The organism is Streptomyces sp. NPDC050703 (genome assembly GCF_040654435.1).
GTDB lineage: Bacteria > Actinomycetota > Actinomycetes > Streptomycetales > Streptomycetaceae > Streptomyces.
The window spans coordinates 1-25,952 of sequence record NZ_JBFAHX010000035.1 but is presented as its reverse complement, the minus strand read 5'-3'; the positions used below and the strand labels follow the sequence as shown (position 1 = coordinate 25,952).

The window sequence follows — 25,952 nt, the reverse complement described above, 5'->3', positions numbered from 1 at the left end:
GCACCGGCACTTGCCGAACCCCTGCTAAATCCCCGCAAAAACCCTCAGCTTCGAGAAGAGAATGCCGATGACCGAGCAGGCCACCGGGGCCCACCATCCGCAGCCGCGGCCCCGATCCTCAGGACAGCAGACGACGCCCGTCGAGCACGTCACGGGTGCGAAGTCCCTCATTCGTTCTCTTGAGGAAGTCGGGGCCGACACGGTGTTCGGCATTCCCGGCGGCGCCATCCTTCCCGCGTACGACCCGATGATGGACTCCACCCGCGTCCGCCACGTCCTGGTCAGGCACGAGCAGGGCGCCGGCCACGCGGCCACCGGTTACGCGCAGGCCACCGGCAAGGTCGGCGTCTGCATGGCGACGAGCGGCCCCGGCGCCACCAACCTCGTCACGCCGATCGCCGACGCCCACATGGACTCCGTCCCGCTGGTCGCGATCACCGGCCAGGTGGCCTCCAAGGCCATCGGCACCGACGCCTTCCAGGAGGCGGACATCGTCGGCATCACGATGCCGATCACCAAGCACAACTTCCTGGTCACCAAGGCCGAGGACATCCCGCGCACCATCGCGGAGGCCTTCCACATCGCCTCCACCGGACGCCCCGGCCCCGTCCTCGTGGACATCGCGAAGGACGCGCTCCAGGCGCAGACGACGTTCTCCTGGCCGCCGCAGCAGGACCTCCCCGGCTACCGACCGGTGACCAAGCCGCACGCCAAGCAGATCCGCGAGGCCGCCAAGCTGATCACCGCCGCCAAGCGGCCGGTGCTCTACGTGGGCGGCGGTGTCATCAAGGCCGGCGCGACCGCGGAGCTGAAGGTCCTCGCCGAACTCACCGGAGCGCCCGTCACCACCACCCTGATGGCGCTCGGCGCGTTCCCCGACAGCCACCCGCAGCACGTGGGGATGCCGGGCATGCACGGTGCGGTCACCGCCGTCACCGCGCTGCAGAAGGCCGACCTGATCGTCGCCCTCGGAGCCCGCTTCGACGACCGCGTCACCGGCAAGCTGGACAGCTTCGCCCCGTACGCGAAGATCGTGCACGCCGACGTCGACCCCGCCGAGATCGGCAAGAACCGCGCCGCCGACGTGCCGATCGTCGGTGACGCCCGCGAGGTCATCGCCGACCTGGTCCAGGCCGTCCAGGCCGAGCACACCGAGGGCCGCACGGGCGACTACACCGCCTGGTGGGCCGACCTCGACCGCTGGCGCGAGACCTACCCCCTCGGCTACACCCAGCCCGAGGACGGTTCGCTCTCCCCGCAGCACGTCATCGAGCGCGTCGGGCAGCTCGCCCCCGAGGGCACGATCTTCGCCGCGGGCGTCGGCCAGCACCAGATGTGGGCCGCGCACTTCATCCAGTACGACAAGCCCGCGACCTGGCTCAACTCCGGCGGCGCCGGGACGATGGGGTACGCGGTCCCGGCCGCGATGGGCGCCAAGGCGGGCCGGCCCGAGCGCACGGTCTGGGCGATCGACGGCGACGGCTGCTTCCAGATGACCAATCAGGAGCTGACCACCTGCGCCCTGAACAACATCCCGATCAAGGTCGCCATCATCAACAACGGCGCCCTGGGCATGGTCCGCCAGTGGCAGTCGCTCTTCTACAACCAGCGGTACTCCAACACCGTCCTGCACAGTGGCCCCGAGGACATCGGCCCCAACAGGGGCACCCGCGTCCCGGACTTCGTCAAGCTGTCGGAGGCCATGGGCTGCGTGGCGCTGCGCTGCGAGCGCCCCGAGGACCTCGACAAGGTCATCGCGGAGGCCAACGCCATCAACGACCGGCCCGTCGTCGTCGACTTCATCGTCCACGAGGACGCCCAGGTCTGGCCGATGGTCGCCGCGGGCACCTCGAACGACGAGGTCATGGCCGCCCGGGGCGTCCGCCCCGACTTCGGCGACAACGAAGACGACTGAGACCGAGAGCGAAAGAGAGACCCAGAGTCATGTCCACCAAGCACACGCTCTCCGTCCTGGTCGAGAACACCCCCGGCATCCTCGCCCGGATCGCCGCCCTGTTCTCGCGCCGCGGCTTCAACATCGACTCGCTCGCCGTGGGCGTCACCGAGCACCCCGACATCTCCCGCATCACCATCGTCGTGAACGTCGAGGAACTCCCGCTCGAACAGGTCACCAAGCAGCTCAACAAGCTCGTCAACGTCCTGAAGATCGTCGAACTGGAGCCGGACGCCGCCGTCGCCCGCGAACTGGTCCTCGCCAAGGTCCGCGCCGACAACGAGACCCGCTCCCAGATCGTCGAGATCGTCCAGCTCTTCCGCGCCAAGACCGTGGACGTCTCCCCGGAGGCCGTCACCATCGAGGCCACCGGCAGCAGCGACAAGCTGGAGGCCATGCTCAAGATGCTGGAGCCCTTCGGCATCAAGGAGCTGGTGCAGTCCGGCACCATCGCGATCGGCCGCGGCTCCCGCTCCATCACCGACCGCAGTCTGCGGGCGCTCGACCGCAGCGCCTGACCGGGCCCCGTATCCCTCTCGGATACCGAGACCCGCCCCCTTCCCTCGCCGCACCCGCCGTACGGTGGGACGCAACACCAGCACACATAGGAGATTCCCAGTGGCCGAGCTGTTCTACGACGACGACGCCGACCTGTCCATCATCCAGGGCCGCAAGGTCGCGGTCATCGGATACGGCAGCCAGGGCCACGCCCACGCGCTGTCGCTCCGCGACTCGGGTGTCGACGTCCGCGTCGGTCTGCACGAGGGCTCCAAGTCCAAGGCCAAGGCCGAGGAGCAGGGCCTGCGGGTCGTCACCCCGTCCGAGGCGGCGGCCGAGGCCGACGTCATCATGATCCTGGTCCCGGACCCGATCCAGGCCCAGGTCTACGAGGAGTCCATCAAGGACAACCTCAAGGACGGCGACGCCCTGTTCTTCGGCCACGGCCTGAACATCCGCTACGGCTTCATCAAGGCCCCCGAGGGCGTCGACGTCTGCATGGTCGCCCCGAAGGGCCCGGGCCACCTCGTGCGCCGCCAGTACGAGGAGGGCCGCGGCGTCCCGTGCATCGCGGCCGTCGAGCAGGACGCCACCGGCAACGGCTTCCCGCTGGCGCTGTCGTACGCCAAGGGCATCGGCGGCACGCGTGCGGGCGTCATCAAGACGACCTTCACCGAGGAGACCGAGACCGACCTCTTCGGCGAGCAGGCCGTGCTCTGCGGCGGCACCGCCGCGCTGGTCAAGGCCGGCTTCGAGACGCTGACCGAGGCGGGCTACCAGCCGGAGATCGCGTACTTCGAGTGCCTCCACGAGCTGAAGCTGATCGTGGACCTCATGTACGAGGGCGGCCTGGAGAAGATGCGCTGGTCGGTCTCCGAGACCGCCGAGTGGGGCGACTACATCACGGGCCCGCGGATCATCACGGACGCCACCAAGGCCGAGATGAAGAAGGTCCTCGCCGAGATCCAGGACGGCACGTTCGCCAAGAACTGGATGGACGAGTACCACGGCGGTCTGAAGAAGTACAACGAGTACAAGACGCAGGACGAGAACCACCTGCTGGAGACCACGGGCAAGGAGCTGCGCAAGCTGATGTCCTGGGTCAACGACGAGGACTAGTCACCCGGGGTCCGGGGCGCCGCCACGAGGCACCGCCCCGGACCCCGCTCCCCGTCGGCCGGAGGGGCTTTCCCTTTTTAGGCCATTGCGTCCAGCCACGGACGGGTGATCCTTCCGAAGAGGCGCATGCTGATCCATCCCGCGCCACTATGCTTCTGTTCAACTTTCGCGTCGGGCCCACAGCGTCGTGCGTCTTCCACGCGGCTATGCGACTCCGCCTGCGGCCGTCGGGACGGCCGTCCGCAAGGATTTGTGAGGACTCACGTGAGCACTGCTGCCACCGGCAAACCCGTCGTACTCATCGCCGAAGAGCTGTCGCCCGCCACCGTCGACGCCCTGGGCCCGGACTTCGAGATCCGGCAGTGCAACGGCGCGGACCGCGCCGAGCTGCTGCCCGCGATCGCCGACGTCGACGCGATCCTGGTCCGCTCCGCGACCAAGGTCGACGCCGAGGCCATCGCCGCCGCCAAGAAGCTGAAGGTCGTCGCCCGCGCGGGCGTGGGCCTGGACAACGTCGACGTCTCCGCCGCCACCAAGGCCGGCGTGATGGTCGTGAACGCCCCCACGTCGAACATCGTCACCGCGGCCGAGCTCGCCTGCGGCCTGCTCCTGGCCACCGCGCGCAACATCCCGCAGGCCAACGCCGCCCTGAAGAACGGCGAGTGGAAGCGCTCCAAGTACACGGGCGTCGAGCTGGCCGAGAAGACCCTCGGCGTCGTCGGCCTCGGCCGCATCGGTGCCCTCGTCGCCCAGCGCATGAGCGCCTTCGGCATGAAGGTCGTCGCCTACGACCCGTACGTGCAGCCCGCGCGCGCCGCCCAGATGGGCGTGAAGGTCCTCTCGCTCGACGAGCTGCTCGAAGTCTCCGACTTCATCACCGTGCACCTGCCCAAGACGCCCGAGACCCTCGGTCTCATCGGTGACGAGGCGCTGCACAAGGTCAAGCCGACCGTCCGCATCGTCAACGCCGCGCGCGGCGGCATCGTCGACGAGGAGGCGCTGCACTCCGCCCTCAAGGAGGGCCGCGTCGCCGGCGCCGGACTCGACGTGTACGCGAAGGAGCCCTGCACGGACTCCCCGCTCTTCCAGTTCGACCAGGTCGTCTGCACCCCGCACCTCGGCGCCTCCACGGACGAGGCCCAGGAGAAGGCCGGTATCGCCGTCGCCAAGTCGGTGCGCCTGGCGCTCGCCGGCGAGCTGGTGCCGGACGCGGTGAACGTCCAGGGCGGTGTCATCGCCGAGGACGTCCGTCCCGGCCTGCCGCTCGCCGAGAAGCTTGGCCGCATCTTCACCGCCCTCGCGAGTGAGGTCGCGGCCCGCCTCGACGTCGAGGTGTACGGCGAGATCACCCAGCACGACGTGAAGGTGCTCGAACTCTCCGCGCTCAAGGGCGTCTTCGAGGACGTCGTCGACGAGACCGTGAGCTATGTGAACGCGCCGCTGTTCGCCCAGGAGCGCGGCGTCGAGGTCCGCCTCACCACCAGCTCCGAGTCGCCCGACCACCGCAACGTGGTCACCGTGCGCGGCACGCTCTCCGGCGGCGAGGAGATCGCGGTCTCCGGCACGCTGGCGGGCCCCAAGCACCTCCAGAAGATCGTCTCCATCGGTGAGTACGACGTGGACCTGGCCCTGGCCGACCACATGGTCGTCCTGCGGTACGCGGACCGCCCCGGCGTCGTCGGCACCGTCGGCCGCGTCCTCGGCGAGGCGGGCATCAACATCGGCGGCATGCAGGTCGCCCGCGCGGACGTGGGCGGCGAGGCGCTCGCCGTGCTCACCGTCGACGACACGGTGCCGCAGCCGGTGCTCAACGAACTGGCCGAGGAGATCGGCGCGGAGTCCGCGCGCGCGGTGAACCTCACGGACTAGGGCTCCGGAGCCTCGCGCGGCCGGGATCGCCGGCCGCGCCGGGCTCGCCCTCAGACGCCGGACGGGCTGGATGTCCCGTCCGGCGTTTCCGCTGTACGGACTTCCGCCCTCCGCAGGGTCTTCACCGCTGCCACCGCCGCCGCGAGCAGCAGTACCGCCCCCGTCAGCCCCGCCGCCCGCATGCCGTCGGTGAAGGCATCGCGGGCCGTCTCCAGGAGGGCGTCGGCCGCCTGTCCGGGGAGGTGGCCGGCCGCCGCCATCGCGCCGCCCAGCGTCTCGTGGGCCTCGGCCGGTGCGGAGGAGGGGATCGCGTCGCGGTAGACCGCGTTGCCTATGGAGCCGAGGAGCGCCATGCCCAGCGCGCCGCCGAACTCCTGTCCCGTCTCCAGGAGCGAGGAGGCGGTGCCCGCCCTCTGCGCGGGGGCGGCGCCGAGCGCCAGGTCGGTGAGCTGGGCGCCGATGACGACCGCGCCGCAGGCCAGCAGGCCCGTCCCGGTGAGGACCAGCCACAGGGAGTCGGTGCCCGTCAGGGCGAGCAGGCCGTAGCCGCAGGCGGAGAGGGCGAAGCCGGCGGCCACCACGTGGGCGCGGTCCAGGCCGCGCTGGACCAGGGCCGTGGCCACCGGTGCCGCGAAGCCGATGAGCACCGAGGGGAGCAGCGACCAGAGTGCGGCCTCCATGGCGCTCTTGCCGAGCACGGACTGGAGGTACTGCGTGGTGAAGTACGCCGAGCCCATCATCCCCAGGGCGGACACGAGGTTCAGCGCGACCGCGGCGCCGAAGACCCGGCCGCGGCCGCTGAACAGCCCCGGCGGGATCATCGGTGACGCCGCGGTGCGCTGGCGGTGGACGAAGAGGGCGGCGAAGAGCAGCCCGACGGCGACGGACGCCACGTAGGGGAGTCGTACGCCCTCGGCGGGCATCTCCTTGAGTCCCCAGACCAGCGGCAGGACGGCGGCCATCGACAGCGGGACGCTCAGCAGGTCGAAGCGGCCGGGCCCGGGGTTCCGGGACTCGGGGATCAGCAGTGGCGCGAGGATCAGGAGCAGCGCCATCGCGGGCAGGTTGACCAGGAAGACCGAGCCCCACCAGAAGTGCTCGACGAGGACACCGCTCAGCACCGAGCCGAGCGTGATGCCCACGACCAGCACGCCCTGCCAGATCCCGATGGCCTTCGCGCGCTCCCCGGCGTCGCGGAAGAGGGTGCGCACCAGGGCCAGTGTGGACGGCATCAGGGTCGCGCCGCCGATGCCCAGCACCGCGCGGGCCGCGATCAGCGCCTCCGCGCTGTCCGCGTAGGCGGCGGCCAGCGAGGCGGCGCCGAAGGCCGTGGCGCCGAACAGCAGCAGACGGCGGCGGCCCAGGCGGTCGCCGAGGGAGCCCATCGTGATCAGCAGTCCGGCGAGCACGAACGCGTAGACGTCGAAGATCCACAACTGTTCCGGGCCGCTCGGCCGCAGGTCGGCGGTGATCTGCGGGATGGCGAAGTAGAGGACGGAGACGTCCATGGAGACCAGGAGCAACGGGAGCATCAGGACGGCGAGCGCGGTCCACTCCTTGCGGGTGGCGCGGAGGTTCGTCTGCATGGCCCGGACTGTACGGACGTATTAAACACTTGTCTAGTACGGTTGTATGGGACGGTTGTACGGGTGGCGGTTAGGCTGGCCGCCATGGGACACCGCGAAGATCTGCTCGAAGGCGCCAAGCGCTGCCTCCTGGAGAAGGGGTTCGTCCGTACGACGGCCCGCGACATCGTGAAGGAGTCGGGGACGAACCTGGCGTCGATCGGCTACCACTACGGGTCCAAGGACGCCCTGCTCGCGGAGGCCTTCATCGCGCTCGTCGAGCCGATGGGCGGTGTCTTCGAGGGTTCGCGGGCCGAGGGGGGCGCGGCGAAGGGGAGCCTGGAGCGGTTCCGGGAGGTGTGGGGCGGCGTCATCGAAGCGGTCCCCGAGTCGCGCCCCATCTGGATGATGACGCTGGAGGTCATCACCCAGGGCGAGCGCCTCGCGGGCATCCGCGAGCTGCTGGCCGAGGCGCAGAAGGAGGGGCGCAGCGGACTCGCGGCGCTGTTCACCGGCATCGAGGAGAGCGAGCTGCCCGAGGACCTGGTGGAGAGCGAGGGCCGCTTCTACACCACCCTGCTCAACGGCCTCATGGTGCAGTGGCTCTTCGACCCGGACTCGGCCACCACCGCCGAACAGCTCACCGAGGGGCTGCGGCGCTTCATCGACCGGACGCGGGACGAGGGCGGGGAAACGGGGCGCGCACCCGGCGCCTGAGCCGGCTCCGGGTGCGCGCGTCCGAGGGGGGTGGCTACCACTTCATGCAGGCGCGCGGGACGTAGCCCTTGTAGTTGCCGTTGTACGGGTCGACGTACAGCCACTGGGTGCTCGTCTTGCCGCAGAGCGTGTACTTCTGGCCGGTGAAGGACTTTCCGTCGTTGCAGAGGAACGCCTTGCGCCCCTTGTTGATCTGGCCGACGGCGGTGGCGTTCAGCTTCGCGCTCTTGCGGATCTTCACCGTCTCCTTGGCGGGGACGTTGGTGAGGCCCCGGGAGCAGTCGGGCTTCATGGCCGCGACGGCGGTGCCCGCGGTGACGGTGGTGCCGACGAGCGCGAGGGCGGAGACGGCGACGGCGCCGGCGGCGAACTTCCTGAACTTCATGAGGTCGTGGTTCTCCCAGGTGGAGGGTGAATGTTCGTTCGGGAAAGAACCTACAACCGCATGATCACGTCACATCCGGCCAAGGGCCGTTCGTTACCAGCCACTTACAGTCGTGACGACTTCAGGATCATGTGCAGCAGCAGCCGGTCCTCGCCGTCGTCCAGGTCGAGGCCGGTGAGCTGTTCCACGCGCGAGAGCCGGTAGTAGAGCGTCTGCCGGTGGATGCGCAGCTCCGCGGCCGTGCGGCCCGCCTGGCCCGCGCAGTCGAGGAACACCTCGGCGGTGCGGGCCAGTTCACGGTGGGCGGGGCTCAGCAGCTGGCTGCCCACCGGGTCGTGCGCGGCCTCCGGCGGAAGGGCCGTGAGCAGCCGGTAGGGGCCCACGTCCGACCAGTGCGCCACCGGGGAGAACCGCTGCTCGGCCAGTGCGGCGCGCGCCGCCCCCGACGCCTCCCACCAGGCCGCGCCCAAGTCCTCCAGGCCGTGCCGGGCGCCGGCGATCCCCGCGGCCGCGCTCCCCGACGCCCCCCGCGCCGCGTCCACCAGGCGTGCCGCCGCGGTGTGCGCGGGCGAGAGGACGTCGGCCGAGCGCAGCCTGACCAGGGTCGCGAGGGACTGGCCCGCCGTGCCCCACGGCACGGTGCAGACCGCCGCGGCTCCCGGCACCGTGCGCGCCGCCGGGATCTCCTCGGGGTCGGCGGAGGGCCAGGGGGCCACGCAGACCACGGCGTGCAGGTTCTCCGCGCGGGGGCCGAGCGCCGTGCGCAGGGCGGCCACCGCCATGTCCCGCTGCCAGCCGCGCTCGGCCGTGAGGACCGCGCGGAACTCCCTGGTCAGGTCGGCGCCCGCCTGCGCCTCGTCGGCGAGGAGCGCGCCGATCCGCCCGGCGACCTCCATGGCGGCGGCCAGCTGCCGGTCGCTGGGCCCCGGCTCGTCGTCGAGCAGCCACACGTAGCCGAGGGCGAAGCCGCGGTGGCGCACCGGCAGGCAGATCCGGCCCCTGAGGACGCCCGCCTCCGGGGTGGGCGGGATGCGGACGGGGCCCGTGGCGCGCGTGATGCCGAAGCTCTCGAACCAGGCGCGGACCTCGGCCGTGGAGCGGCGGGTCAGGATCGAGCGGGTCCTGACCGGGTCGAGGACGGCCGCGTCGAAGCCGCCGTCGTGCGCGCCGAAGGCGATCAGCTCGAAGTCCCGGTTCTCCAGGGTCGCGGGAGCGCCGAGGAGCGCCGAGATCTCGTCCACCGGTTCCTGGTAGTCGCCTTTCACCCCTCCATTCTCGCGCAGAGTGCCCGATCCTTCAGACATCTGTCTGAGATCCGGGGCGCGGATGCGTGACAGGTGTCGATGGTTCGGGCTCCGGTGGATCCTTAGATTTCACGGTGGTTCTCCGTGCCGTACCGCCACGTTTCCCGTATGTGGGGCATGTCAGGTACGCACTCGATTTCGTACACCTGTGGAGGTGCCCGTGCTGGGTCCCGTGATTCTCGCCGCGTCCCGCAGCGACAAGATGCGCCGTTTCGTCTCGGCGGCCCCCGGCACCAAGCAGGTCGTCGACCGTTTCATCGCGGGCGAGACCGTCGACCACGTCGTGCCGATCATCGTCGACGCCGCCGACAAGGGCCTTGAGGTCACCCTCGACGTGGTGGGCGAGGACATCACCACCGTCGAGCAGTCCCACGCCGCCCGCGACGCCTACCTGGAGCTCATCGGGCGCCTGAAGGACCTCGGCCTCGGCACGAGGGCCGAGATGTCGGTCAAGCTGTCCATGTTCGGCCAGGCGCTGGAGAACGGCCACGAGCTGGCCCTCGCCAACGTCCGGCCCGTCGTCGAGGCCGCCGCCGAGATCGGCACCACGGTCACCCTGGACGCCGAGGACCACACCACCCTCGACTCGATGTTCGCGATCCACGAGGAGCTGCGGAAGGACTTCCCGCAGACCGGCTGCGTGATCCAGTCCTACCTCTTCCGCACCGAGGCCGACGCCCGCCGCCTGGCCGCCGCCGGCAGCCGCGTACGCATCGTGAAGGGCGCCTACAAGGAGCCCGCCGAGGTCGCCTACCAGGACAAGGCCGAGATCGACAAGGCCTATGTGCGCATCACCCGCATCCTCATGGAGGGCGACGGGTACCCGATGATCGGCTCGCACGATCCGCGGCTGATCTCCATCGCGCAGGAGCTCGCCCGGCGCGCGGGGCGCAAACTGGACGAGTACGAGTTCCAGATGCTGTACGGCATCCGCAGCGACGAGCACCTGCGGCTCGCCGCCGAGGGCCACCGCATGCGTGTGTACACCGCCTACGGCACCGACTGGTACGGCTACTTCATGCGCCGCCTCGCCGAGAAGCCCGCCAACCTGCTCTTCTTCGCCCGCTCCATCCTCACCAAGGACTGAACCAAGGGCTGAGCTCCCCACCCCCTCGACCCTCTTAAGGAGATACGGAACTCATGGACGCTGTCACTCAGGTCCCCGCCCCGGTCAACGAGCCGGTGCACGGTTACGCCCCCGGTTCCCCGGAGCGCGCCCGCCTGGAGACCAAGCTCAAGGAGCTGGCCGAGAACCCGATCGAGCTGCCGATGACCATCGGCGGCGTCAAGCGCCTCGGTGGCGGCGAGCCCTTCCAGGTCGTGCAGCCGCACAACCACAAGTCGGTCATCGGCACCGGCCGCGGCGCCACGCAGGCGGACGCCCAGGACGCGATCGACGCCGCCCTGGCCGCCGCCCCGGCGTGGCGCGCCATGTCCTTCGACGACCGCGCCGCGATCATCCTGCGCGCCGCCGAGCTGCTCTCCACGACGTGGCGCGAGACCCTGGCCGCCTCGACGATGCTCGGCCAGGGCAAGACCGCCCAGCAGGCGGAGATCGACACCCCCTGCGAGCTGGTCGACTTCTGGCGCTTCAACGTCAAGTACGCCCGTGACCTGCTCGCCGAGCAGCCCCCGGCCAACGCGCCCGGCGTCTGGAACCGCCTGGACCACCGCCCGCTGGAGGGCTTCGTCTACGCGATCACGCCGTTCAACTTCACCGCCATCGCGGGCAACCTCCCCACCGCCCCCGCCCTGATGGGCAACGTGGTCGTGTGGAAGCCGTCCCCGACGCAGACCCACGCCGCCGTGCTGCTCATGCAGCTCCTGGAGGAGGCGGGCCTGCCCAAGGGCGTCATCAACCTGGTCACCGGTGACGGCATCGCCGTCTCCGAGGTCGCCCTGAACCACCGCGACCTCGCGGGCATCCACTTCACCGGCTCCACCCCGACCTTCCAGTACCTGTGGAAGACGGTCGGCGAGAACATCGCCAAGTACCGCACCTACCCGCGCCTCGTCGGCGAGACCGGCGGCAAGGACTTCGTCGTCGCCCACCCGAGCGCCGACCGCGCGATCCTGAAGACCGCCCTGACCCGCGGCTCCTTCGAGTACCAGGGCCAGAAGTGCTCCGCCAGCTCGCGCGCCTACATCCCGGCCTCCATCTGGAACTCCGGGTTCAAGGAGGAGTTCGCGGCCGAGGTCGACGGCATCAAGATGGGTGACGTCACCGACCTGTCGAACTTCATCGGCGCCGTCATCGACGAGCGCGCGTTCGCCAAGAACAAGGCGGCCATCGACCGCGCCAAGGCGGACGACTCCTGCACCATCGTCGCGGGCGGCACCTACGACGACTCGGTCGGCTACTTCGTCCGCCCGACCGTCATCGAGTGCGCCGACCCGGCCAACGAGGTCTTCACGACCGAGTACTTCGGCCCGATCCTCGCCGTGCACGTCTACGAGGACGACAAGTACGACGAGATGCTGGCCCAGATGGAGTCGGTCTCCGACTACGCGCTGACCGGCTCGGTCATCGCGGGCGACCGCGCCGCCGCCGCGTACACGATGGAGAAGCTGCGCTACGCCGCGGGCAACTTCTACATCAACGACAAGTCGACCGGCGCCGTCGTCGGCCAGCAGCCCTTCGGCGGCGGCCGTGCTTCCGGCACCAACGACAAGGCCGGCGCCCCGCAGAACCTCCAGCGCTGGACCCTGACCCGGGCCATCAAGGAGACGCTGGTCCCGCCGACCGAGTACGGCTACCCGCACATGGGCTGACGCCCCGCACGGGCCCCTGCGGCCCGCCCCTGAACCCCGCCTCCGACCTGGGCCCCACCCCGGTCGGAGGCGGTGTCGTCTCCGCTGCCGTGCCGGCGGCCGGCCGCGCTCAGACCTCCACGAGGACCTGGCCGAGCGACTTGCGCACGAGGTCGGGGACCCGGCAGTCCGGCGCCGGATACCCGACGGGGATCACCGCGAACGCCTTCTCGTTCGCGGGGCGGCCGAGCACCTCGGAGAGGAACCGCATGGGGCTCGGCGTGTGGATCAGGGCGGCGAGTCCCGACAGGTGCAGGGCGGAGAGCAGCATGCCGACCGCGATGCCGACGGACTCGTCCACGTAGTAGTGCTTGTGCTTGGTGCCGTCCTCGCCGAGCCAGTGGCGCTGCTGGAAGACGACGATCAGGGCGGGGGCGTCCGTCAGGTGCGTCTTCACCTCGTCCGTGCCGAGCGGGCGCAGCGCGGCCAGCCACTCCTCGCCGAGCCGCCCGGCGTAGCTGACGCGCTCCTCGTGCTCGGCGGCCTCGCGGATGCGGCGGCGCACCTCCGGGTCCTTGACCAGGACGAACGTCCACGGCTGCTGGTGCGCGCCGGACGGCGCGGTCGCCGCGCACGCGATGGCGTCCCGTATGACCTGCTCCGGCACGGGGTCGGGGGAGAACTGGCGCACGGTGCGGCGTTCGTCCATGCGGGCGCGCAGGCGGGCGGCGGTCTCCAGGGACTCCGCCTCGGGCATGCGCTCGGGGCGGTAGGGGACGGATCGGTGGGGCAGGCCGTGGATGGGGGCCCACTCTCGCTGCTGCTGGGTCTCAGGCATGCCCCCGATTCTGGGCGCCGCGAGCCGTCGCCGTCCGGGTTTTCCGCCGAAGCGCGGAGACCGTTCACGGGGGCCGACCCCGCCGCCGTGCGGTGCGGGGAAATCGGGGTGCGTGCCCGGACGCGGGCTGAGTACGGTGGCGCCGTGACCACCCTGCGTACGGCCCACACCAGTGAACTGACGGCGGCCGAGCTGCGGGCCGCGCGCTCCCTGCTCGACGAGGCCTTCGACGGCGACTTCGGCGATCAGGACTGGGACCACGGCCTCGGCGGCGTCCACGCCCTCGTCCACGACGTCACGGGCGCCCTGCTCGCGCACGGCTCGGTGACCCAGCGCCGCGTCCTGCACGACGGCCGCTCGCTCCGCGTCGGCTACGTGGAAGCGGTCGCCGTCCGCCCCGACCGGCGGCGGCAGGGCCTCGGCGGCCGGGTGATGGGGGCCCTGGAGCACGTCATCGACCGGGCCTACGACCTGGGCGCGCTGTCCGCCTCCGACGAGGGGGCGCGGCTGTACCTCGGACGGGGCTGGGCGGAGTGGAAGGGCGCGGTCGGCACGCTCGGCCCGCGGGGCCCCGTCGTCCTGCCGGACGAGGAGCCGCCGCTGCTGTGGGGCGCGGACCTCGACCCGGCGCACGGGCTGTTCATCGACTGGCGTGACGGCGACGTGTACTGAGCCCTGCCGGGGGTGCGCCGCACGACGGCCGTCTCAGATAGTAGGAAGTCCGAGTAATTGTGGAGACAGACGCTCCGCCGTCCCTTAGCTTTGTAGGAGCCGAACGTCTCGCTCGATCAAGCGAATGGCGGTCGTGAGCCGGAGCCCGGCGCAGGCGAACCCTGCCGCTCCGCCGCTCCCCGCCCCCGGCGTCTCGAAATCACCCTTCCCTCAAGGAGTGGATCCCCCATGGCCGAGACGACCGTCCGCCGAGTCCGTCATCTCTCCCGCACCAGCGACTCCGAGCGCAAGAACGCCGCCGCGGCCCTCCAGCGCGCCCTCGACCGCAGGGACAACGGCGGTGAGACGGGCCACTGAGCCCGCCCGTACGACAGGTTCCGGTTCACCGGGACCCGCGGACGACCTCGAAGTGGTCGACGCGCTCGCCGCTCTCGGCGAGCGCGGAGACCGTGAGCCTGGGACGCGCTCCGGCCGTCACCTCCACCGCGAGGAACGAGTAGCCGGTGTAGCGCACCCGTGACCACTCGACGGTCTCGGGGGCGGCCCGCCGGCGCTCCGTCCAGTGGAAGGTCTCGACGTGGTCGCGGCCGTGGACGTGGCCCTCGTAGCTGTCCGCGACCCCGGGGCCGAAGCCGTAGAGGTCCTTGCCCGCGCCGCCCGCGGTGACGTACACGATGCCGTCGCGCGTCGGATCGGTCGACGCGCCGACCGGCACGGGCTTGCCGACCTCGCCGTCCTTGATGGCGTCGGTCCGCTCGTAGACGTGGTTGTGGCCGTTGATCACCAGGTCCACCCGGTGCTTCTCGAACAGCTTCAGCCAGGCGTCGCGGACCCCGCCGTCCGAGGCGTGCCGCGACGTCGAGTAGGCGCAGTGGTGGAAGAAGACCACGATGAAGTCGGTTTCGGCGTCCGCCCGCAGCTCGCCGAGCCGCCGGTCGAGCCAGGCGGTCTGCCGGCCGTCGGAGTATCCGCGGTTGACCGGTATCTCGTACGAGACGTCGTTGGCGTCGAGGGCGACGACCCCGACGTTTCCGTAGCGGAAGGAGTAGACGCCGGGGGCCTTCGCCGGGTCGAAGCCGTTGTCGGGCAGGGACCAGCGCGCGGCCTGCCCGCCGTAGCCGTTCGGCGAGTACCACGCCTCCATGTCGTGGTTGCCGGTCGTCACCATCCACGGCACCGACCTCGCGACCGACTCCGTCTGCGCGAGGAAGGTGTCCCACACGCGTGCGTCGTAGGTGTCCGACTCCTTGCCGTGCCCGGTGTCGTCCGCGTAGCAGAGGTCGCCCGCGTGCAGGTGGAAGGACGGGTCCTGGCCCAGGATGAGCTGGTCGTTGGCGAGCGCGTGGTAGCTCACGCCCTGGTCGCCGAAGGCGGTGAAGACGAAGCGTTCGGCCTTGGCGGGCGCCGTCCTGAACGTGCCGAGCGTCGCCGTCCGCCCGGGCGAGGCGGGGTCGAAGCCGTCGTGCCCGACGCCGTAGTAGTACGTCGTGCCGGGCCGCAGCCCGTCGAGCGCCGCGTGCACGTAGTACTGCTCCACGGCCGGGAGCTTCTTCGACAGCGAGGGGGTGCGCAGGTCGCGCACCTCGGCGGCGATCTTCTGGCTCAGCTCCCAGGGCCGCGTGCCGATCCGCACGTACGGCGAGCGCACCGCGAGCGGCACCTGCCAGGAGATCCGCATCTGGGTCCGCGGGTCGGCGCCGAACGCGAGGTGCCGCCCGAAGGGCGCGACCAGCCGGCCGTCGACCCGGGCCCGCGTGGACGGCGCCACCGCCGGGGCGCGCGTGGCCGCCTCGCCGCGGGCGCCGCCCGAGCCGCCCGCGAGCAGCCCGGCGCCGGCCGCCGTTCCCGCCGCGGCGAACGACCCGGCGAGCACCCTGCGGCGGGAGAGACGTCCGCGCAGGTACGCGTGCTGTTCCGGCATGCTCATCCCGGCCGCGAGCCGCTCCGGTATGCCGACGTTGGGGGTGTCCATGCAGGGAGAAGTTCCCAGCGGCCCCCAACGCATGGCGGGCCCCGAGGTGAAGAGGCGGTGGCCATGTGGTGGCGCGCGTGCGGCACCGCAAGGGGGCGTCCGTATGGTGGACTGCTCGTGTCATCCCGTGGGACGGAAGAGTAGGGTGCCCGCATGTCGGCAAGTTCTCGCAGCATCAATCTCGCAGTCATCCCCGGAGACGGCATCGGCCAAGAGGTCGTGGCCCAGGGGCTCAAGGTCCTCAACGCCGCGCTTCCGCAGGACGTGAAGCTGCAGACGACGGAGTACGACTTCGGCGCCAAGCGGTACCACGCGACCGGTGAGACGCTCACCGACGCCGACGCGGACGCCCTGAAGCAGCACGACGCGATCCTGCTCGGCGCGATCGGTGACCCCTCGGTCCCGTCCGGCGTCCTGGAGCGCGGGTTCCTGCTGAAGCTCCGCTTCCTCTTCGACCACCACGTCAACCTGCGCCCGTCGAGGCTGCTCCCGGGTGTCGCCACGCCGCTCGCGGGCCAGCCCGAGATCGACTTCATCGTCGTGCGCGAGGGCACCGAGGGCCCGTACACGGGCAACGGTGGCTCGATCCGCACCGGCACGCCGCACGAGGTCGCCACCGAGGTCTCGGTCAACACCGCCTTCGGCGTGGAGCGCGTGGTCCGCGACGCGTTCACCCGCGCGCAGGCCCGCCCGCGCAAGAAGCTGACGCTGGTCCACAAGAACAACGTCCTCGCGTACGCCGGGCACCTCTGGACGAACGTCTTCCACCGGGTGGCCAAGGAGTTCCCCGACGTCACCACCGACTACATCCACGTCGACGCCGCGACGATCTACCTCGTCACCGACCCCGGCCGCTTCGACGTGATCGTCACCGACAACCTCTTCGGCGACATCATCACCGACCTCGCCGCGGCCGTCTCCGGCGGCATCGGCGTCGCGGCCTCGGGCAACATCAACCCGAGCCGCGAGTTCCCCTCGATGTTCGAGCCCGTGCACGGTTCGGCGCCCGACATCGCGGGCCAGGGCAAGGCCGACCCGTCGGCCACCGTGCTCTCCGTCGCCCTGCTCCTGCGCCACCTCGGGTACGAGCCCGAGGCCGCGCGCATCGAGGCCGCCGTCTCCGCCGACCTCGCGGAGCGCGGCGACACGGTCCGCTCCACTGAACAGATCGGCGACGCGCTCGCCGTACGAGTAGCGGGCTGACCCGGTAGCTCGACCTCTCCACGAAGCCGCCGGGTCCCGCGAGGACACCCGGCGGCTTCTCCTGTGGGCCCCGGGGTGTCACCATCGACCCCCGGGCCGCAGCCATGCCGTTTCTCTCCCAGGGGTCCCGCGCGCGATAATCGAACGTGGGGCCGTGAAACAGACAGGGAAGCTCGGACGTCCTCGTACCTGGAGTACGGGCGTGAGCGCGGTCCGTCACCATCACACCGTGAAGGACGAAGTACTCATGACGACGACGCCGACCATCGAGCTCAAGCCCTCATCGGCCCCGCTGGCCACCGCTGAGCGCGAGGCGATCATGGCCGACCCCGGGTTCGGCCGCCACTTCACCGATCACATGGTGACGATCAAGTGGACGGAGGGCCGCGGCTGGCACGACGGGCAGCTCGTGCCCTACGGCCCGCTCAGCCTGGACCCGGCGACGAACGTCCTGCACTACGCCCAGGAGATCTTCGAGGGCCTGAAGGCCTACCGCCGGCCCGACGGCACGGTGGCCACGTTCCGCCCCGACGCCAACGCCCGCCGCTTCCAGTCCTCCGCGCGCCGCCTCGGCATGCCGGAGCTGCCCGTCGAGACGTTCGTCGAGGCGTGCGACCTGCTGGTGCGCCAGGACATCGACTGGGTCCCCGCGCACGGCGGCGAGGAATCCCTCTACCTGCGGCCCTTCATGATCGCGACCGAGGTCGGCCTGGGCGTGAAGCCCGCCAACGAGTACCTCTTCGTCGTCATCGCCTCGCCCGCCGGCGCGTACTTCCCCGGCGGCGTCAGGCCCGTCTCCATCTGGCTCTCCGAGGACCGCGTGCGCGCCGTCCCCGGCGGCATGGGCGACGCCAAGACCGGCGGCAACTACGCCGCGTCCCTGCTCGCGCAGGCCGAGGCCGCCGCGAAGGGCTGCGACCAGGTCGCCTACCTCGACGCCGTCGAGCACAAGTGGGTGGAGGAACTGGGCGGCATGAACCTGTACTTCGTGTACGGGGACCGGATCGTCACCCCCGCGCTCACGGGCTCCCTGCTCGCCGGCATCACCCGTGACTCGCTCCTCTCGGTCGCCCGTGACCTCGGCTACACCTCCGAGGAGGGCCGCGTCTCCATCGACCAGTGGAAGACCGACTCCGAGAACGGCACCCTGACCGAGGTCTTCGCCTGCGGCACCGCCGCGGTGATCACGCCCGTCGGCACGGTCAAGTGCAACGCCGGTGAATGGCAGCAGAGCGGCGGCGAGCCCGGCAAGGTCACGATGACCCTGCGCAAGGCCCTCCTCGACATCCAGCGCGGCACGGCCGAGGACAAGCACGGCTGGATGCACGAACTGGCCTGAGCCCCGACTCCGTCGAGCACGGGCCGGGGCCGCCCTGGGGGCGCGGGGAACTGCGCGAGCAACCACGGACGGCCTGCGGCCGGAAGGCGGCACGGGCTGGCTGCGTGAGCTGGCCCGGGGTCGGGCCGTTTTGGTGGGCCGGGGTTCCGTCGAGTGTGGGGCGGGGCCGGGCCGGGGCCGTCCCAGGGGCGCGGGGAACTGCGCGAGCGGCCACGGGCGGCCCGGGGCCGAAGACCGGCACGGCTGACGCGTCGAGCCCGGCTTCCCGAAGCGTTCGGGGGGCCGGGCTCGACGCGTCGGTGCGGCGCCGTCCTACTTGCCGGCGCCCTCACCGCCCGGGGCCTCCGCGGGCGCCTCGTCGTCCTCCTTCGGGACGTTCGACCCCACCGGGGTGAGCGGCCCGCCGGTGATCGCGTCGACGACGCCGATGACCGCGGCCCCCGCGCCCTTGGCCGCGCGGACACCGAGTTCTATGAGTTCCTGCATGGTCGTGCTCCCCGTACTGCCGTCCTGATCCCGCTGATCACGGTCGGGTTCAGGCTACGCGGTCGCCGGACGCGGCCGAAGGGACGGGTTCGGCGGAGCCCGCCGCGCCCGCGGGACCGGACCGCGCCGTCAGCGCCAGGTAGGCCGCGCCGCCCACCGCCCCCGACAGCAGGAAGCTGCAGTCGACCCCGCCGGTCAGGGCGAGCAGCGGGCCCTCGTGGCCGGGCAGGGAGACCGCGAGCACGCCGACCGCCGCGCCCAGGGCCCACGCCGCCGCGGCCCGGAGGTTCCAGCCCGAGCGGTACCAGTAGGCGCCGCCCCGGGAGCGGCGGTTGAAGACCTGGAGGGCGTCCGCGTCGTACTCCCCGCGGCAGCGCGCGAAGCCGATCAGGGTGATCACCGCCCAGGGGGTGCCGACGGCGGTCAGGAGCAGGACGAAGGACGTCATCGCGTCCTGGGCCTCCCACGCGTAGTGCCCGGCGAAGACGCAGGCGGTGGCGGCGGCGGCGACCGTGTACGTGGCGCGGGCCCGGGAGGCGCGGGGCAGGATCGCGTCCAGGTCGAGGCCCATCGAGTACAGCATCAGGCCCGCGTTGCCGACCGAGCCCGCGGAGGCGGCGAGCAGCAGCGGCACCAGGTACCAGGCGGGCGATGCGTCGACGAGCGACCCGGCGTAGTCGAGGGCCGCGCCGGCCGCGTACGCCGTGAAGGTGCCGAAGAGCTGCGGCACCAGGAGCCCCGCGAGCAGCCCCAGCCAGGCGGCGCCGAGCACCGCGCGGGAGCTGTGCCGGGCGGGGGAGACGTAGCGGGTGTAGTCGCCGAGCAGGGTGATGAAGGCGATGGGGCCCGACAGGCCCGCCGCCACCAGGGCGAGCAGCCAGGTCGGCCAGAACGAGCCGAGCAGGTAGCCGCCCGCGTCGGGCAGCGCCGAGACCGTGAAGTCGGGGGCGTACGCGGCGACGCCGAGGACGAGCAGTGCCGTCATGGCGAAGGCGAGGACGCGGGAGAGCTTGAGCAGCACCCGGTAGCCGAAGACGGCGCCGACCACGGTCGCCGCGGCGAGCAGGGCGTAGACGACGCCGTAGCTGAGGCCGCCGGCCGGCAGGCCGAGCAGCCGGTGCAGGGTGCCGACCATCACGTCGCCGCCGATCCAGATGGTCAGCGCGGTGTAGCCGAGGGAGAGCAGCAGCCCGACGACCGAGCCGACCAGGCGTCCGCGCACACCGAACTGCGCGCCGGAGGAGGTGGAGAGGTTGGTGCCGGTGCGCAGGGAGACCAGGGCGAGCGGCGCGGTCAGGGCGGTGCCGATGACCGTGCCCGCCACCACCGCGCTCACCGACTGCCAGAAGCCGAGGCCGAAGGAGACCGGCAGCCAGCCGAAGACGATCACTCCGAGGCAGAGGTTGGAGCCGATCAGGATCGACACGAGATCTCGGGGGCCGCTGGTGCGCTCCCCGTCCGGGATGGTGTCGACTCCGCGCTGTTCTATCGGCATGAAGGGCGCCCCTGAAGTTCGGCTGGTCTTGACGGCTCGCGCGCACCGGCGTCCCCCGGGGCGCCGGTGCGCACCACACACCGGGACCGCCCCCCGCACCCCACCGCCCCGCGGCGGCGCCACAAGGCCCGGCCCGGGGGACGGCGGCCCACATCGCGACGGAGACTCACGCGAAGCTTTGAGCAGCGCTCAATATGATCTGCGCCATGCCTCCGCGTCAATGCTTCCCGCACAGTAATGTCGTGGTTAGAGTGTTGCTCTAATCTGGGAGGTGTGAAGGCGTGCGACTGACGCCCACCGAACGCGACCGGCTGCTGCTCTTCGGGGCCGCCGAGCTCGCCAGGGCCCGCAAGGCGCGCGGCCTCAGGCTCAACGTCCCCGAGGCGACAGCCCTGATCGCCGACACGGTCTGCGAGGCCGCCCGCGACGGCGCCCGGCTCGCCGAGGCCGTCGAGCGCGCCCGCTCCGTCCTCGGCCCGGACGACGTGCTGCCGGGCGTCGCCGACGTGGTGACCGAGGTGCACGTGGAGGCCGTCTTCGACGACGGGTCCCGCCTCGCGGTGGTCTCCGACCCCATCGGCGGCGGTCTCGGCGGCGAGGCCCCGGGCGCGCTGCTGCCCGGCCCCGCGCACGCCGACCCCGCGCCCGCGGTGACCCTGACCGTGCGCAACACCGCCACCGTGCCCGTCTCGGTGACCTCGCACTTCCACTTCTTCGAGGCCAACCCCCGGCTCGACTTCGACCGCGCCGCCGCCTACGGGCTGCGGCTCGCCGTGCCCGCCGGGTCCTCGGTCCGCTTCGGGCCCGGCGAGAGCGCCGACGTCGGGCTGCTCCCGATCGGCGGCGAGCGGATCGCCATCGGCTTCGCGGGCCTGGTGGACGGCCCGCTGGACGCGCCGGGCGCCCGCGAAGAGGCCCTGCGCCGCGCCGCCGCCTGCGGCTACCTCGGCGTACCCGAAACGACGGAGCGGGAGGCCGAGCGATGAGCCGCCCCGGAGGCCACCCCGCCGAACCCCGCCGCCTCACCCCGTACGAGTACGCCTCCACGCACGGTCCCCGCGCGGGCGACCGCGTCCGGCTCGGCGACTCCGGCCTGACGATCCGTGTGGAGTCCGACGCCCAGAAGTACGGCGACGAGTTCCTCGCCGGGTTCGGCAAGACGGCGCGCGACGGGCTCCACCTGAAGGCCGCCGCCGTCCGCGAGACCTGCGACGTCGTCATCAGCAACGTCGTCGTCATCGACGCCGTGCAGGGCATCCGCAAGGTGTCCATCGGCATCAGGGAAGGCCGTATCCACGCCATCGGCCGGGCCGGGAACCCCGACACCCTCGACGGCGTCGACGTCGTGGTCGGCACCGGCACGTCCATCGTGTCGGGGGAGGGGCTGATCGCCACCGCCGGTTCCGTGGACACCCATGTGCACCTGCTCTCGCCGCGCATCATGGAGGCATCCCTCGCCTCCGGCGTGACGACGATCATCGGCCAGGAGTTCGGGCCCGTCTGGGGCGTCGGCGTCAACTCGCCCTGGGCGCTGAAGCACGCCTTCAACGCCTTCGACGCCTGGCCGGTCAACATCGGCTTCCTGGGCCGCGGCTCGTCCTCGCACGACGCCCCGCTGATCGAGGCGCTCGCCGAGGGCGGCGCGTCCGGTTTCAAGGTGCACGAGGACATGGGCGCGCACACCCGCGCGCTCGACACCGCGCTGCGCGTCGCCGAGGAGCACGACGTCCAGGTCGCCCTGCACAGCGACGGTCTCAACGAGTGCCTGAGCGTCGAGGACACCCTCAAGGTCCTCGAAGGGCGGACCATCCACGCCTTCCACATCGAGGGCTGCGGCGGCGGCCACGTGCCGAACGTCCTGAAGATGGCGGGCGTCCCGAACGTCATCGGCTCCTCCACCAACCCCACCCTGCCCTTCGGCCGGGACGCCGTCGCCGAGCACTACGGCATGATCGTCTCCGTCCACGACCTCAAGACCGACCTGCCCGGCGACGCCGCCATGGCCCGCGACCGCATCCGCGCCGGGACGATGGGCGCCGAGGACGTCCTGCACGACCTGGGCGCCATCGGCATCACCTCGTCGGACGCCCAGGGCATGGGCCGCGCCGGCGAGACCGTACGCCGCACCTTCGCGATGGCCGGGAAGATGAAGGCGGAGCTGGGCCCCATGGAGGGCGACGGCCCGCACGACGACAACGCGCGCGTCCTGCGCTACATCGCCAAGCTGACCATCAACCCCGCCCTCGCCCACGGCCTCGCCCACGAGGTCGGCTCCATCGAGACCGGCAAGCTCGCCGACATCGTCCTGTGGCGCCCCGAGTACTTCGGCGCCAAGCCGCAGCTCGTCCTCAAGTCCGGCTTCCCCGCCTACGGCGTCGTCGGCGATCCGAACGCCGCGACCGACACCTGCGAACCCCTCGTGCTCGGCCCGCAGTTCGGGGCCCACGGGGCGACGCCCGCCGACATCTCCGTGGCGTTCGTCGCGCGGGCGGCCGTCGACCAGGGCAACGACCTCATGCCCACCCGCCGCCGCCGGGTCGCCGTACGCGGCACCCGCGGCATCGGCCCCGCCGACCTGCGACTGAACTCCCGCACCGGGGCCGTCGACGTGAACCAGCGGACCGGCCTCGTCACCCTCGACGGCGACCCCCTCCGCTCCGGGCCCGCCGACTCGGTCTCCCTCAACCGCCTCTACTTCCTCTAAGGGACTACGTCATGTCTGCTGCCGCCGACGGCTTCCGCATGCCCGCCGAGTGGGCCCCGCACGAACGCACCTGGATGGCGTGGCCGTGCCCCAACCCCACCTTCGACGACCCCGCCGGCCTCGACGAGTCCCGCCACGCCTGGGCCGCCGTCGCCCGCGCCGTACGCCGCTTCGAGCCCGTCACCGTGGTCTGCGGAACCGCCCAGTCCGCGTACGCCAAGGAGCTGCTCGGCCCGGACATCGAGGTCGTCGAGCGGGAACTCGACGACGCCTGGATGCGGGACATCGGGCCGACCTTCGTCACCGACGGCAAGGGCGGGCTGGCCGCCGTGGACTGGACGTTCAACGGCTGGGGCGCCCAGGAGTGGGCCCGCTGGGACCACGACGCCCGGATCGGCGGGCAGGTCGCCGACCTCGCCGGGGCCCGTACGTACACCTCGTCCCTCGTCAACGAGGGCGGCGGCATCCACGTCGACGGCGAGGGCACCGTCCTGCTCACCGAGACCGTCCAGCTCGGCCCCGAGCGCAACCCCGGCCTGACCAAGGCGGACGTCGAGGCCGAGATCCACGCCAAGATCGGCACCACCAAGGCGATCTGGCTGCCCCGCGGCCTCACCGCCGACTACCCGGGCCACGGCTACGGCACCCTCGGCCACGTCGACATCGTCGCCGCCTTCGCCGCGCCCGGCGTCGTCCTCGTCCACTCTCAGCGCGACCCCGCCCACCCCGACTTCGAGGTCAGCAAGGAGATCATCGCGACCCTCCGGGGCCAGACGGACGCGCGCGGCCGCACCCTGCGGATCGTGGAGGTGCCCGCCCCGACCGTCCTCAGGGACGACGAGGGCTGGGTCGACTACTCCTACATCAACCACTACCTCTGCAACGGCGGCGTCGTCCTGTGCGCCTTCGGCGACCCGAACGACAAGGTCGCGGCCGACATCTTCCGCGACCTCTTCCCCGACCGGTCGGTGACGCTCGTCGACGCCCGTACGATCTTCGCCGGGGGCGGTGGCATCCACTGCATCACCCAGCAGCAGCCGAAGGTGTGAGTCGAGGAGCGGGCCATGGCCGGAGTCGGAGCCGGAGCCGGACGGGCCCGCGCGCGGAAGAACGCCCCGCCGCGCGAGGACGTACTGGCGGCGGCCATGGAGATGATCGCCGAGCGCGGCCTGGAGAAGCTGACCATGGCCGCCCTCGGCCGTGAGGTCGGCATGAGCTCCGGCCACCTCCTCTACTACTTCCGCACCAAGGACGAGCTGCTCCTGCGCACCCTGGAGTGGAGCGAGGGCCGCCTCGGCGCCGAGCGCGGCCGGCTCCTCGCCCGCCCCGGCACGGCCCGCGCCCGCCTGGACGCGTACGTCGACCTGTACGTGCCCGACGGGCCCGGCGACCCCCACTGGACCCTCTGGCTCGAAGTCTGGAACCGCTCCCTGAACGCCGACGAGGACGGCCGCGACCGGCAGGCCGCGATCGAGGGCGCCTGGCACCGCGACCTGGTGGCTCTGATCGCCGAGGGCGTCTCGCGCGGCGAGTTCGGCCCCGTCGACCCGGACAGGACCGCGGCCCGGCTCCGGGCGCTCCTCGACGGCTTCGCCATCCACGTGGCGATCGGCCTGCGCGGCACCGGCCGTGAGCAGGTCCTCGCCCACGTGCGGGAGTTCCTGGACGCGACGCTCGCGGCGGACGCCTAGGGCGTCGCGAAAGTCCCGCCTGTCCGGCGGGCGGACGACGCCACTTCCGGAACACGCCCTGGCGGCCCGTCCAGGTTTTACGCAATCCGGCGGATTGCCCGGCGCCCCGCCGGTGCGCTTGTATCCCCGTGGACCTTCGGCGTCGGGTCGGGGGAGCGACGGGTCCTTGGGGGGACACCATGCCGTCTGCGAGACGTGCGTCCGGTGCGGGACGTGTGACCTCGACCGCCGCGGCGCTCGCCGCCGCCCTGGCCTGCGCCACCGGGCCCGCGGCCCAGGCGGGCCCCGAGGCGCCCCGCACCGAGCGCGTCAGCACCACGAGCGACGGCGCCCAGGGCGACGGTCCGTCGGCCGACCCGGCGATCAGCGCCGACGGCCGCTACGCCGGCTTCACCTCGACGGCGGCCGGCTTCGGCTGCGCCGCGTTCTTCGACTGCCTGCGGGTGAAGGACCTGGCCACCGGCGAGGTCGTCCCCGTCGGCGCCGGCGACGGGGCCGTCTACTCCGCGCCCCTGTTCAGCGCCGACGGCAGCCGCATCGCGTACACGGCGACGAAACGGTTCGCGATGCCCTACCTCCACGACCGGGCCACGGGGACGTCCGAGCGCCTCTGGCCCGCGGACCCGCCGGACCGCAACGAGCTGGGAGCGGTGCACGACATCACCCCCGACGGCACGCACGTGGCCTACGGCATCGGCACCCGGTCGGGCAACCAGGGCTCCCGCCTCCTGTACGTGCGCGACACCGGCACCGGCACCGACGAGATCGTCTCGGCGCCCGACGAGGGCGGGAAGGCCGCCGCCTCGCTGAGCGCCGACGGCCGCCGCGTCGCCTACGGGACCGGCGGCCCCGACGCGACCGTCCACGTCAAGGACCGGGACACGGGAGAGCGGACCCGGATCGGCGCCGGGCTCGGCCGGGCGGAGCTGGTCAGGATCACCGGGAACGGCCGCCGTGTCCTCTTCAACGCACAGGACGGCCTGTACGCGCACGACCTCCGCACCGGCGCCACCCGCCGCGTCGCCGAGACGCCCGCCGCGTCGGCCACCGGCGACGGCCGCCGTGTCCTGCTGGCCGAGGACGACGCCCTGCGCGTGCTCGACCTGCGGACCGGCAGGCGCACGGACGTCGGCCCCGCCGGCGTCCGGGCGGACCAGGCCGCGCTGGACGCCCGCGGGCGCACGGTCGTCTTCGGCTCGGACGCCGCCGACCTGGTGCCGGACGACACGAACGGAGTGTCCGACGTCTTCGTGAGGCACACCCGCTGAGCCGCGCCCGCCGAGCCGCGCCCTAGCTGTATTGACCCGCAGGGTTGTTGACGCGGTTGATGGGCGGGTGTCCGCCCAGTGCGGTGTGGCAGCGGTGGTGGTTGTAGGTGTGGAGGAAGTCT

General features: G+C 71.9%; 23 protein-coding genes and 1 pseudogene. 16 read left to right on the top strand and 8 right to left on the bottom strand.

Annotated features, from left to right (window positions below):
- Positions 1-67 precede the first annotated feature (67 nt).
- The 4 genes from AB0I16_RS27225 (at position 68) to serA (ending at position 5,440) form a co-directional block, all read left to right on the top strand.
- A complete protein-coding gene (locus AB0I16_RS27225; protein ID WP_363252222.1) occupies positions 68-1,915 on the top strand; it encodes an acetolactate synthase large subunit in 1,848 nt (615 codons plus the stop codon).
- Positions 1,916-1,944: 29 nt separating this feature from the next.
- A complete protein-coding gene (gene ilvN / locus AB0I16_RS27220) occupies positions 1,945-2,472 on the top strand; it encodes an acetolactate synthase small subunit (RefSeq protein ID WP_062771275.1) in 528 nt (175 codons plus the stop codon).
- A gap of 100 nt (positions 2,473-2,572) precedes the next feature.
- On the top strand, positions 2,573-3,571 hold the full coding sequence (gene ilvC, locus AB0I16_RS27215; protein WP_363252221.1) for a ketol-acid reductoisomerase: 999 nt from the start codon (positions 2,573-2,575) through the stop codon (positions 3,569-3,571).
- A gap of 264 nt (positions 3,572-3,835) precedes the next feature.
- A complete protein-coding gene (gene serA, locus AB0I16_RS27210) occupies positions 3,836-5,440 on the top strand; it encodes a phosphoglycerate dehydrogenase (protein ID WP_363252220.1) in 1,605 nt (534 codons plus the stop codon).
- A gap of 50 nt (positions 5,441-5,490) precedes the next feature.
- Here the strand turns inward: serA and AB0I16_RS27205 are convergent, their stop codons facing one another.
- Complete coding sequence (locus AB0I16_RS27205) at positions 5,491-7,026, bottom strand: MFS transporter (protein WP_363252219.1); 1,536 nt, start codon at positions 7,024-7,026, stop codon at positions 5,491-5,493.
- Positions 7,027-7,110: 84 nt separating this feature from the next.
- Here AB0I16_RS27205 and AB0I16_RS27200 point away from each other — a divergent pair, with 84 nt between their 5' ends.
- Positions 7,111-7,722, top strand: a complete 612-nt coding sequence (locus AB0I16_RS27200) for a TetR/AcrR family transcriptional regulator (RefSeq protein WP_363252218.1) — start codon at positions 7,111-7,113, stop codon at positions 7,720-7,722.
- Positions 7,723-7,756: 34 nt separating this feature from the next.
- Here the strand turns inward: AB0I16_RS27200 and AB0I16_RS27195 are convergent, their stop codons facing one another.
- Complete coding sequence (locus tag AB0I16_RS27195) at positions 7,757-8,107, bottom strand: hypothetical protein (protein WP_363252217.1); 351 nt, start codon at positions 8,105-8,107, stop codon at positions 7,757-7,759.
- A 104-nt stretch (positions 8,108-8,211) separates the two neighbouring features.
- Positions 8,212-9,411, bottom strand: a complete 1,200-nt coding sequence (locus tag AB0I16_RS27190; protein ID WP_363252216.1) for a helix-turn-helix domain-containing protein — start codon at positions 9,409-9,411, stop codon at positions 8,212-8,214.
- 160 nt (positions 9,412-9,571) lie between these two features.
- Here AB0I16_RS27190 and AB0I16_RS27185 point away from each other — a divergent pair, with 160 nt between their 5' ends.
- Positions 9,572-10,498 (top strand): proline dehydrogenase family protein, encoded by a 927-nt coding sequence (locus AB0I16_RS27185; RefSeq protein WP_363252215.1) that lies wholly within the window; start codon positions 9,572-9,574, stop codon positions 10,496-10,498.
- 53 nt (positions 10,499-10,551) lie between these two features.
- The gene (pruA, locus tag AB0I16_RS27180) at positions 10,552-12,183 is read left to right on the top strand and encodes an L-glutamate gamma-semialdehyde dehydrogenase (RefSeq protein WP_363252214.1); all 1,632 of its coding nucleotides are present in this window, start codon (positions 10,552-10,554) and stop codon (positions 12,181-12,183) included.
- Between the two features lie 109 nt (positions 12,184-12,292).
- On the opposite strand, the gene AB0I16_RS27175 is transcribed toward pruA, so the two are convergent.
- Positions 12,293-13,000, bottom strand: coding sequence for a nitroreductase family protein (locus AB0I16_RS27175; protein ID WP_363252213.1), 708 nt, complete (start codon positions 12,998-13,000; stop codon positions 12,293-12,295).
- Positions 13,001-13,144: 144 nt separating this feature from the next.
- Between AB0I16_RS27175 and AB0I16_RS27170 the strand changes: the two genes are divergently transcribed.
- Positions 13,145-13,672, top strand: a complete 528-nt coding sequence (locus AB0I16_RS27170; protein ID WP_363252212.1) for a GNAT family N-acetyltransferase — start codon at positions 13,145-13,147, stop codon at positions 13,670-13,672.
- Positions 13,673-13,900: 228 nt separating this feature from the next.
- Positions 13,901-14,029, top strand: a complete 129-nt coding sequence (locus tag AB0I16_RS27165; protein ID WP_363252210.1) for a hypothetical protein — start codon at positions 13,901-13,903, stop codon at positions 14,027-14,029.
- Positions 14,030-14,054: 25 nt separating this feature from the next.
- Here the strand turns inward: AB0I16_RS27165 and AB0I16_RS27160 are convergent, their stop codons facing one another.
- The gene (locus tag AB0I16_RS27160) at positions 14,055-15,644 is read right to left on the bottom strand and encodes a metallophosphoesterase family protein (RefSeq protein ID WP_363252209.1); all 1,590 of its coding nucleotides are present in this window, start codon (positions 15,642-15,644) and stop codon (positions 14,055-14,057) included.
- A gap of 153 nt (positions 15,645-15,797) precedes the next feature.
- Between AB0I16_RS27160 and AB0I16_RS27155 the strand changes: the two genes are divergently transcribed.
- Positions 15,798-16,847: a 3-isopropylmalate dehydrogenase gene (locus AB0I16_RS27155; protein ID WP_363252208.1), complete on the top strand. Its 1,050-nt coding sequence runs from the start codon at positions 15,798-15,800 to the stop codon at positions 16,845-16,847.
- Positions 16,848-17,094: 247 nt separating this feature from the next.
- A complete protein-coding gene (locus tag AB0I16_RS27150) occupies positions 17,095-18,186 on the top strand; it encodes a branched-chain amino acid aminotransferase (RefSeq protein WP_363252266.1) in 1,092 nt (363 codons plus the stop codon).
- A gap of 312 nt (positions 18,187-18,498) precedes the next feature.
- Here AB0I16_RS27150 and AB0I16_RS27145 read toward each other — a convergent pair whose 3' ends face one another.
- Positions 18,499-18,672, bottom strand: coding sequence for a hypothetical protein (locus AB0I16_RS27145; RefSeq protein ID WP_363252207.1), 174 nt, complete (start codon positions 18,670-18,672; stop codon positions 18,499-18,501).
- A gap of 49 nt (positions 18,673-18,721) precedes the next feature.
- Positions 18,722-20,167 (bottom strand): cytosine permease, encoded by a 1,446-nt coding sequence (locus tag AB0I16_RS27140; protein ID WP_363252206.1) that lies wholly within the window; start codon positions 20,165-20,167, stop codon positions 18,722-18,724.
- Between the two features lie 281 nt (positions 20,168-20,448).
- Here AB0I16_RS27140 and ureA point away from each other — a divergent pair, with 281 nt between their 5' ends.
- From ureA to AB0I16_RS27115, 5 genes are all read left to right on the top strand, one after another.
- Complete coding sequence (ureA, locus tag AB0I16_RS27135; protein WP_363252205.1) at positions 20,449-21,153, top strand: urease subunit gamma; 705 nt, start codon at positions 20,449-20,451, stop codon at positions 21,151-21,153.
- Positions 21,150-22,871, top strand: coding sequence for an urease subunit alpha (locus AB0I16_RS27130; protein WP_363252203.1), 1,722 nt, complete (start codon positions 21,150-21,152; stop codon positions 22,869-22,871). The genes ureA and AB0I16_RS27130 overlap by 4 nt, the downstream gene beginning before the upstream one ends.
- Before the next feature lie 11 nt (positions 22,872-22,882).
- A complete protein-coding gene (locus AB0I16_RS27125; protein ID WP_363252202.1) occupies positions 22,883-23,920 on the top strand; it encodes an agmatine deiminase family protein in 1,038 nt (345 codons plus the stop codon).
- 15 nt (positions 23,921-23,935) lie between these two features.
- The gene (locus AB0I16_RS27120) at positions 23,936-24,562 is read left to right on the top strand and encodes a TetR/AcrR family transcriptional regulator (RefSeq protein ID WP_363252201.1); all 627 of its coding nucleotides are present in this window, start codon (positions 23,936-23,938) and stop codon (positions 24,560-24,562) included.
- 215 nt (positions 24,563-24,777) lie between these two features.
- Positions 24,778-25,830, top strand: a complete 1,053-nt coding sequence (locus AB0I16_RS27115; protein WP_363252200.1) for a hypothetical protein — start codon at positions 24,778-24,780, stop codon at positions 25,828-25,830.
- 22 nt (positions 25,831-25,852) lie between these two features.
- Here AB0I16_RS27115 and AB0I16_RS27110 read toward each other — a convergent pair.
- Positions 25,853-25,952: pseudogene (locus AB0I16_RS27110) on the bottom strand (IS481 family transposase); the annotation flags it as partial.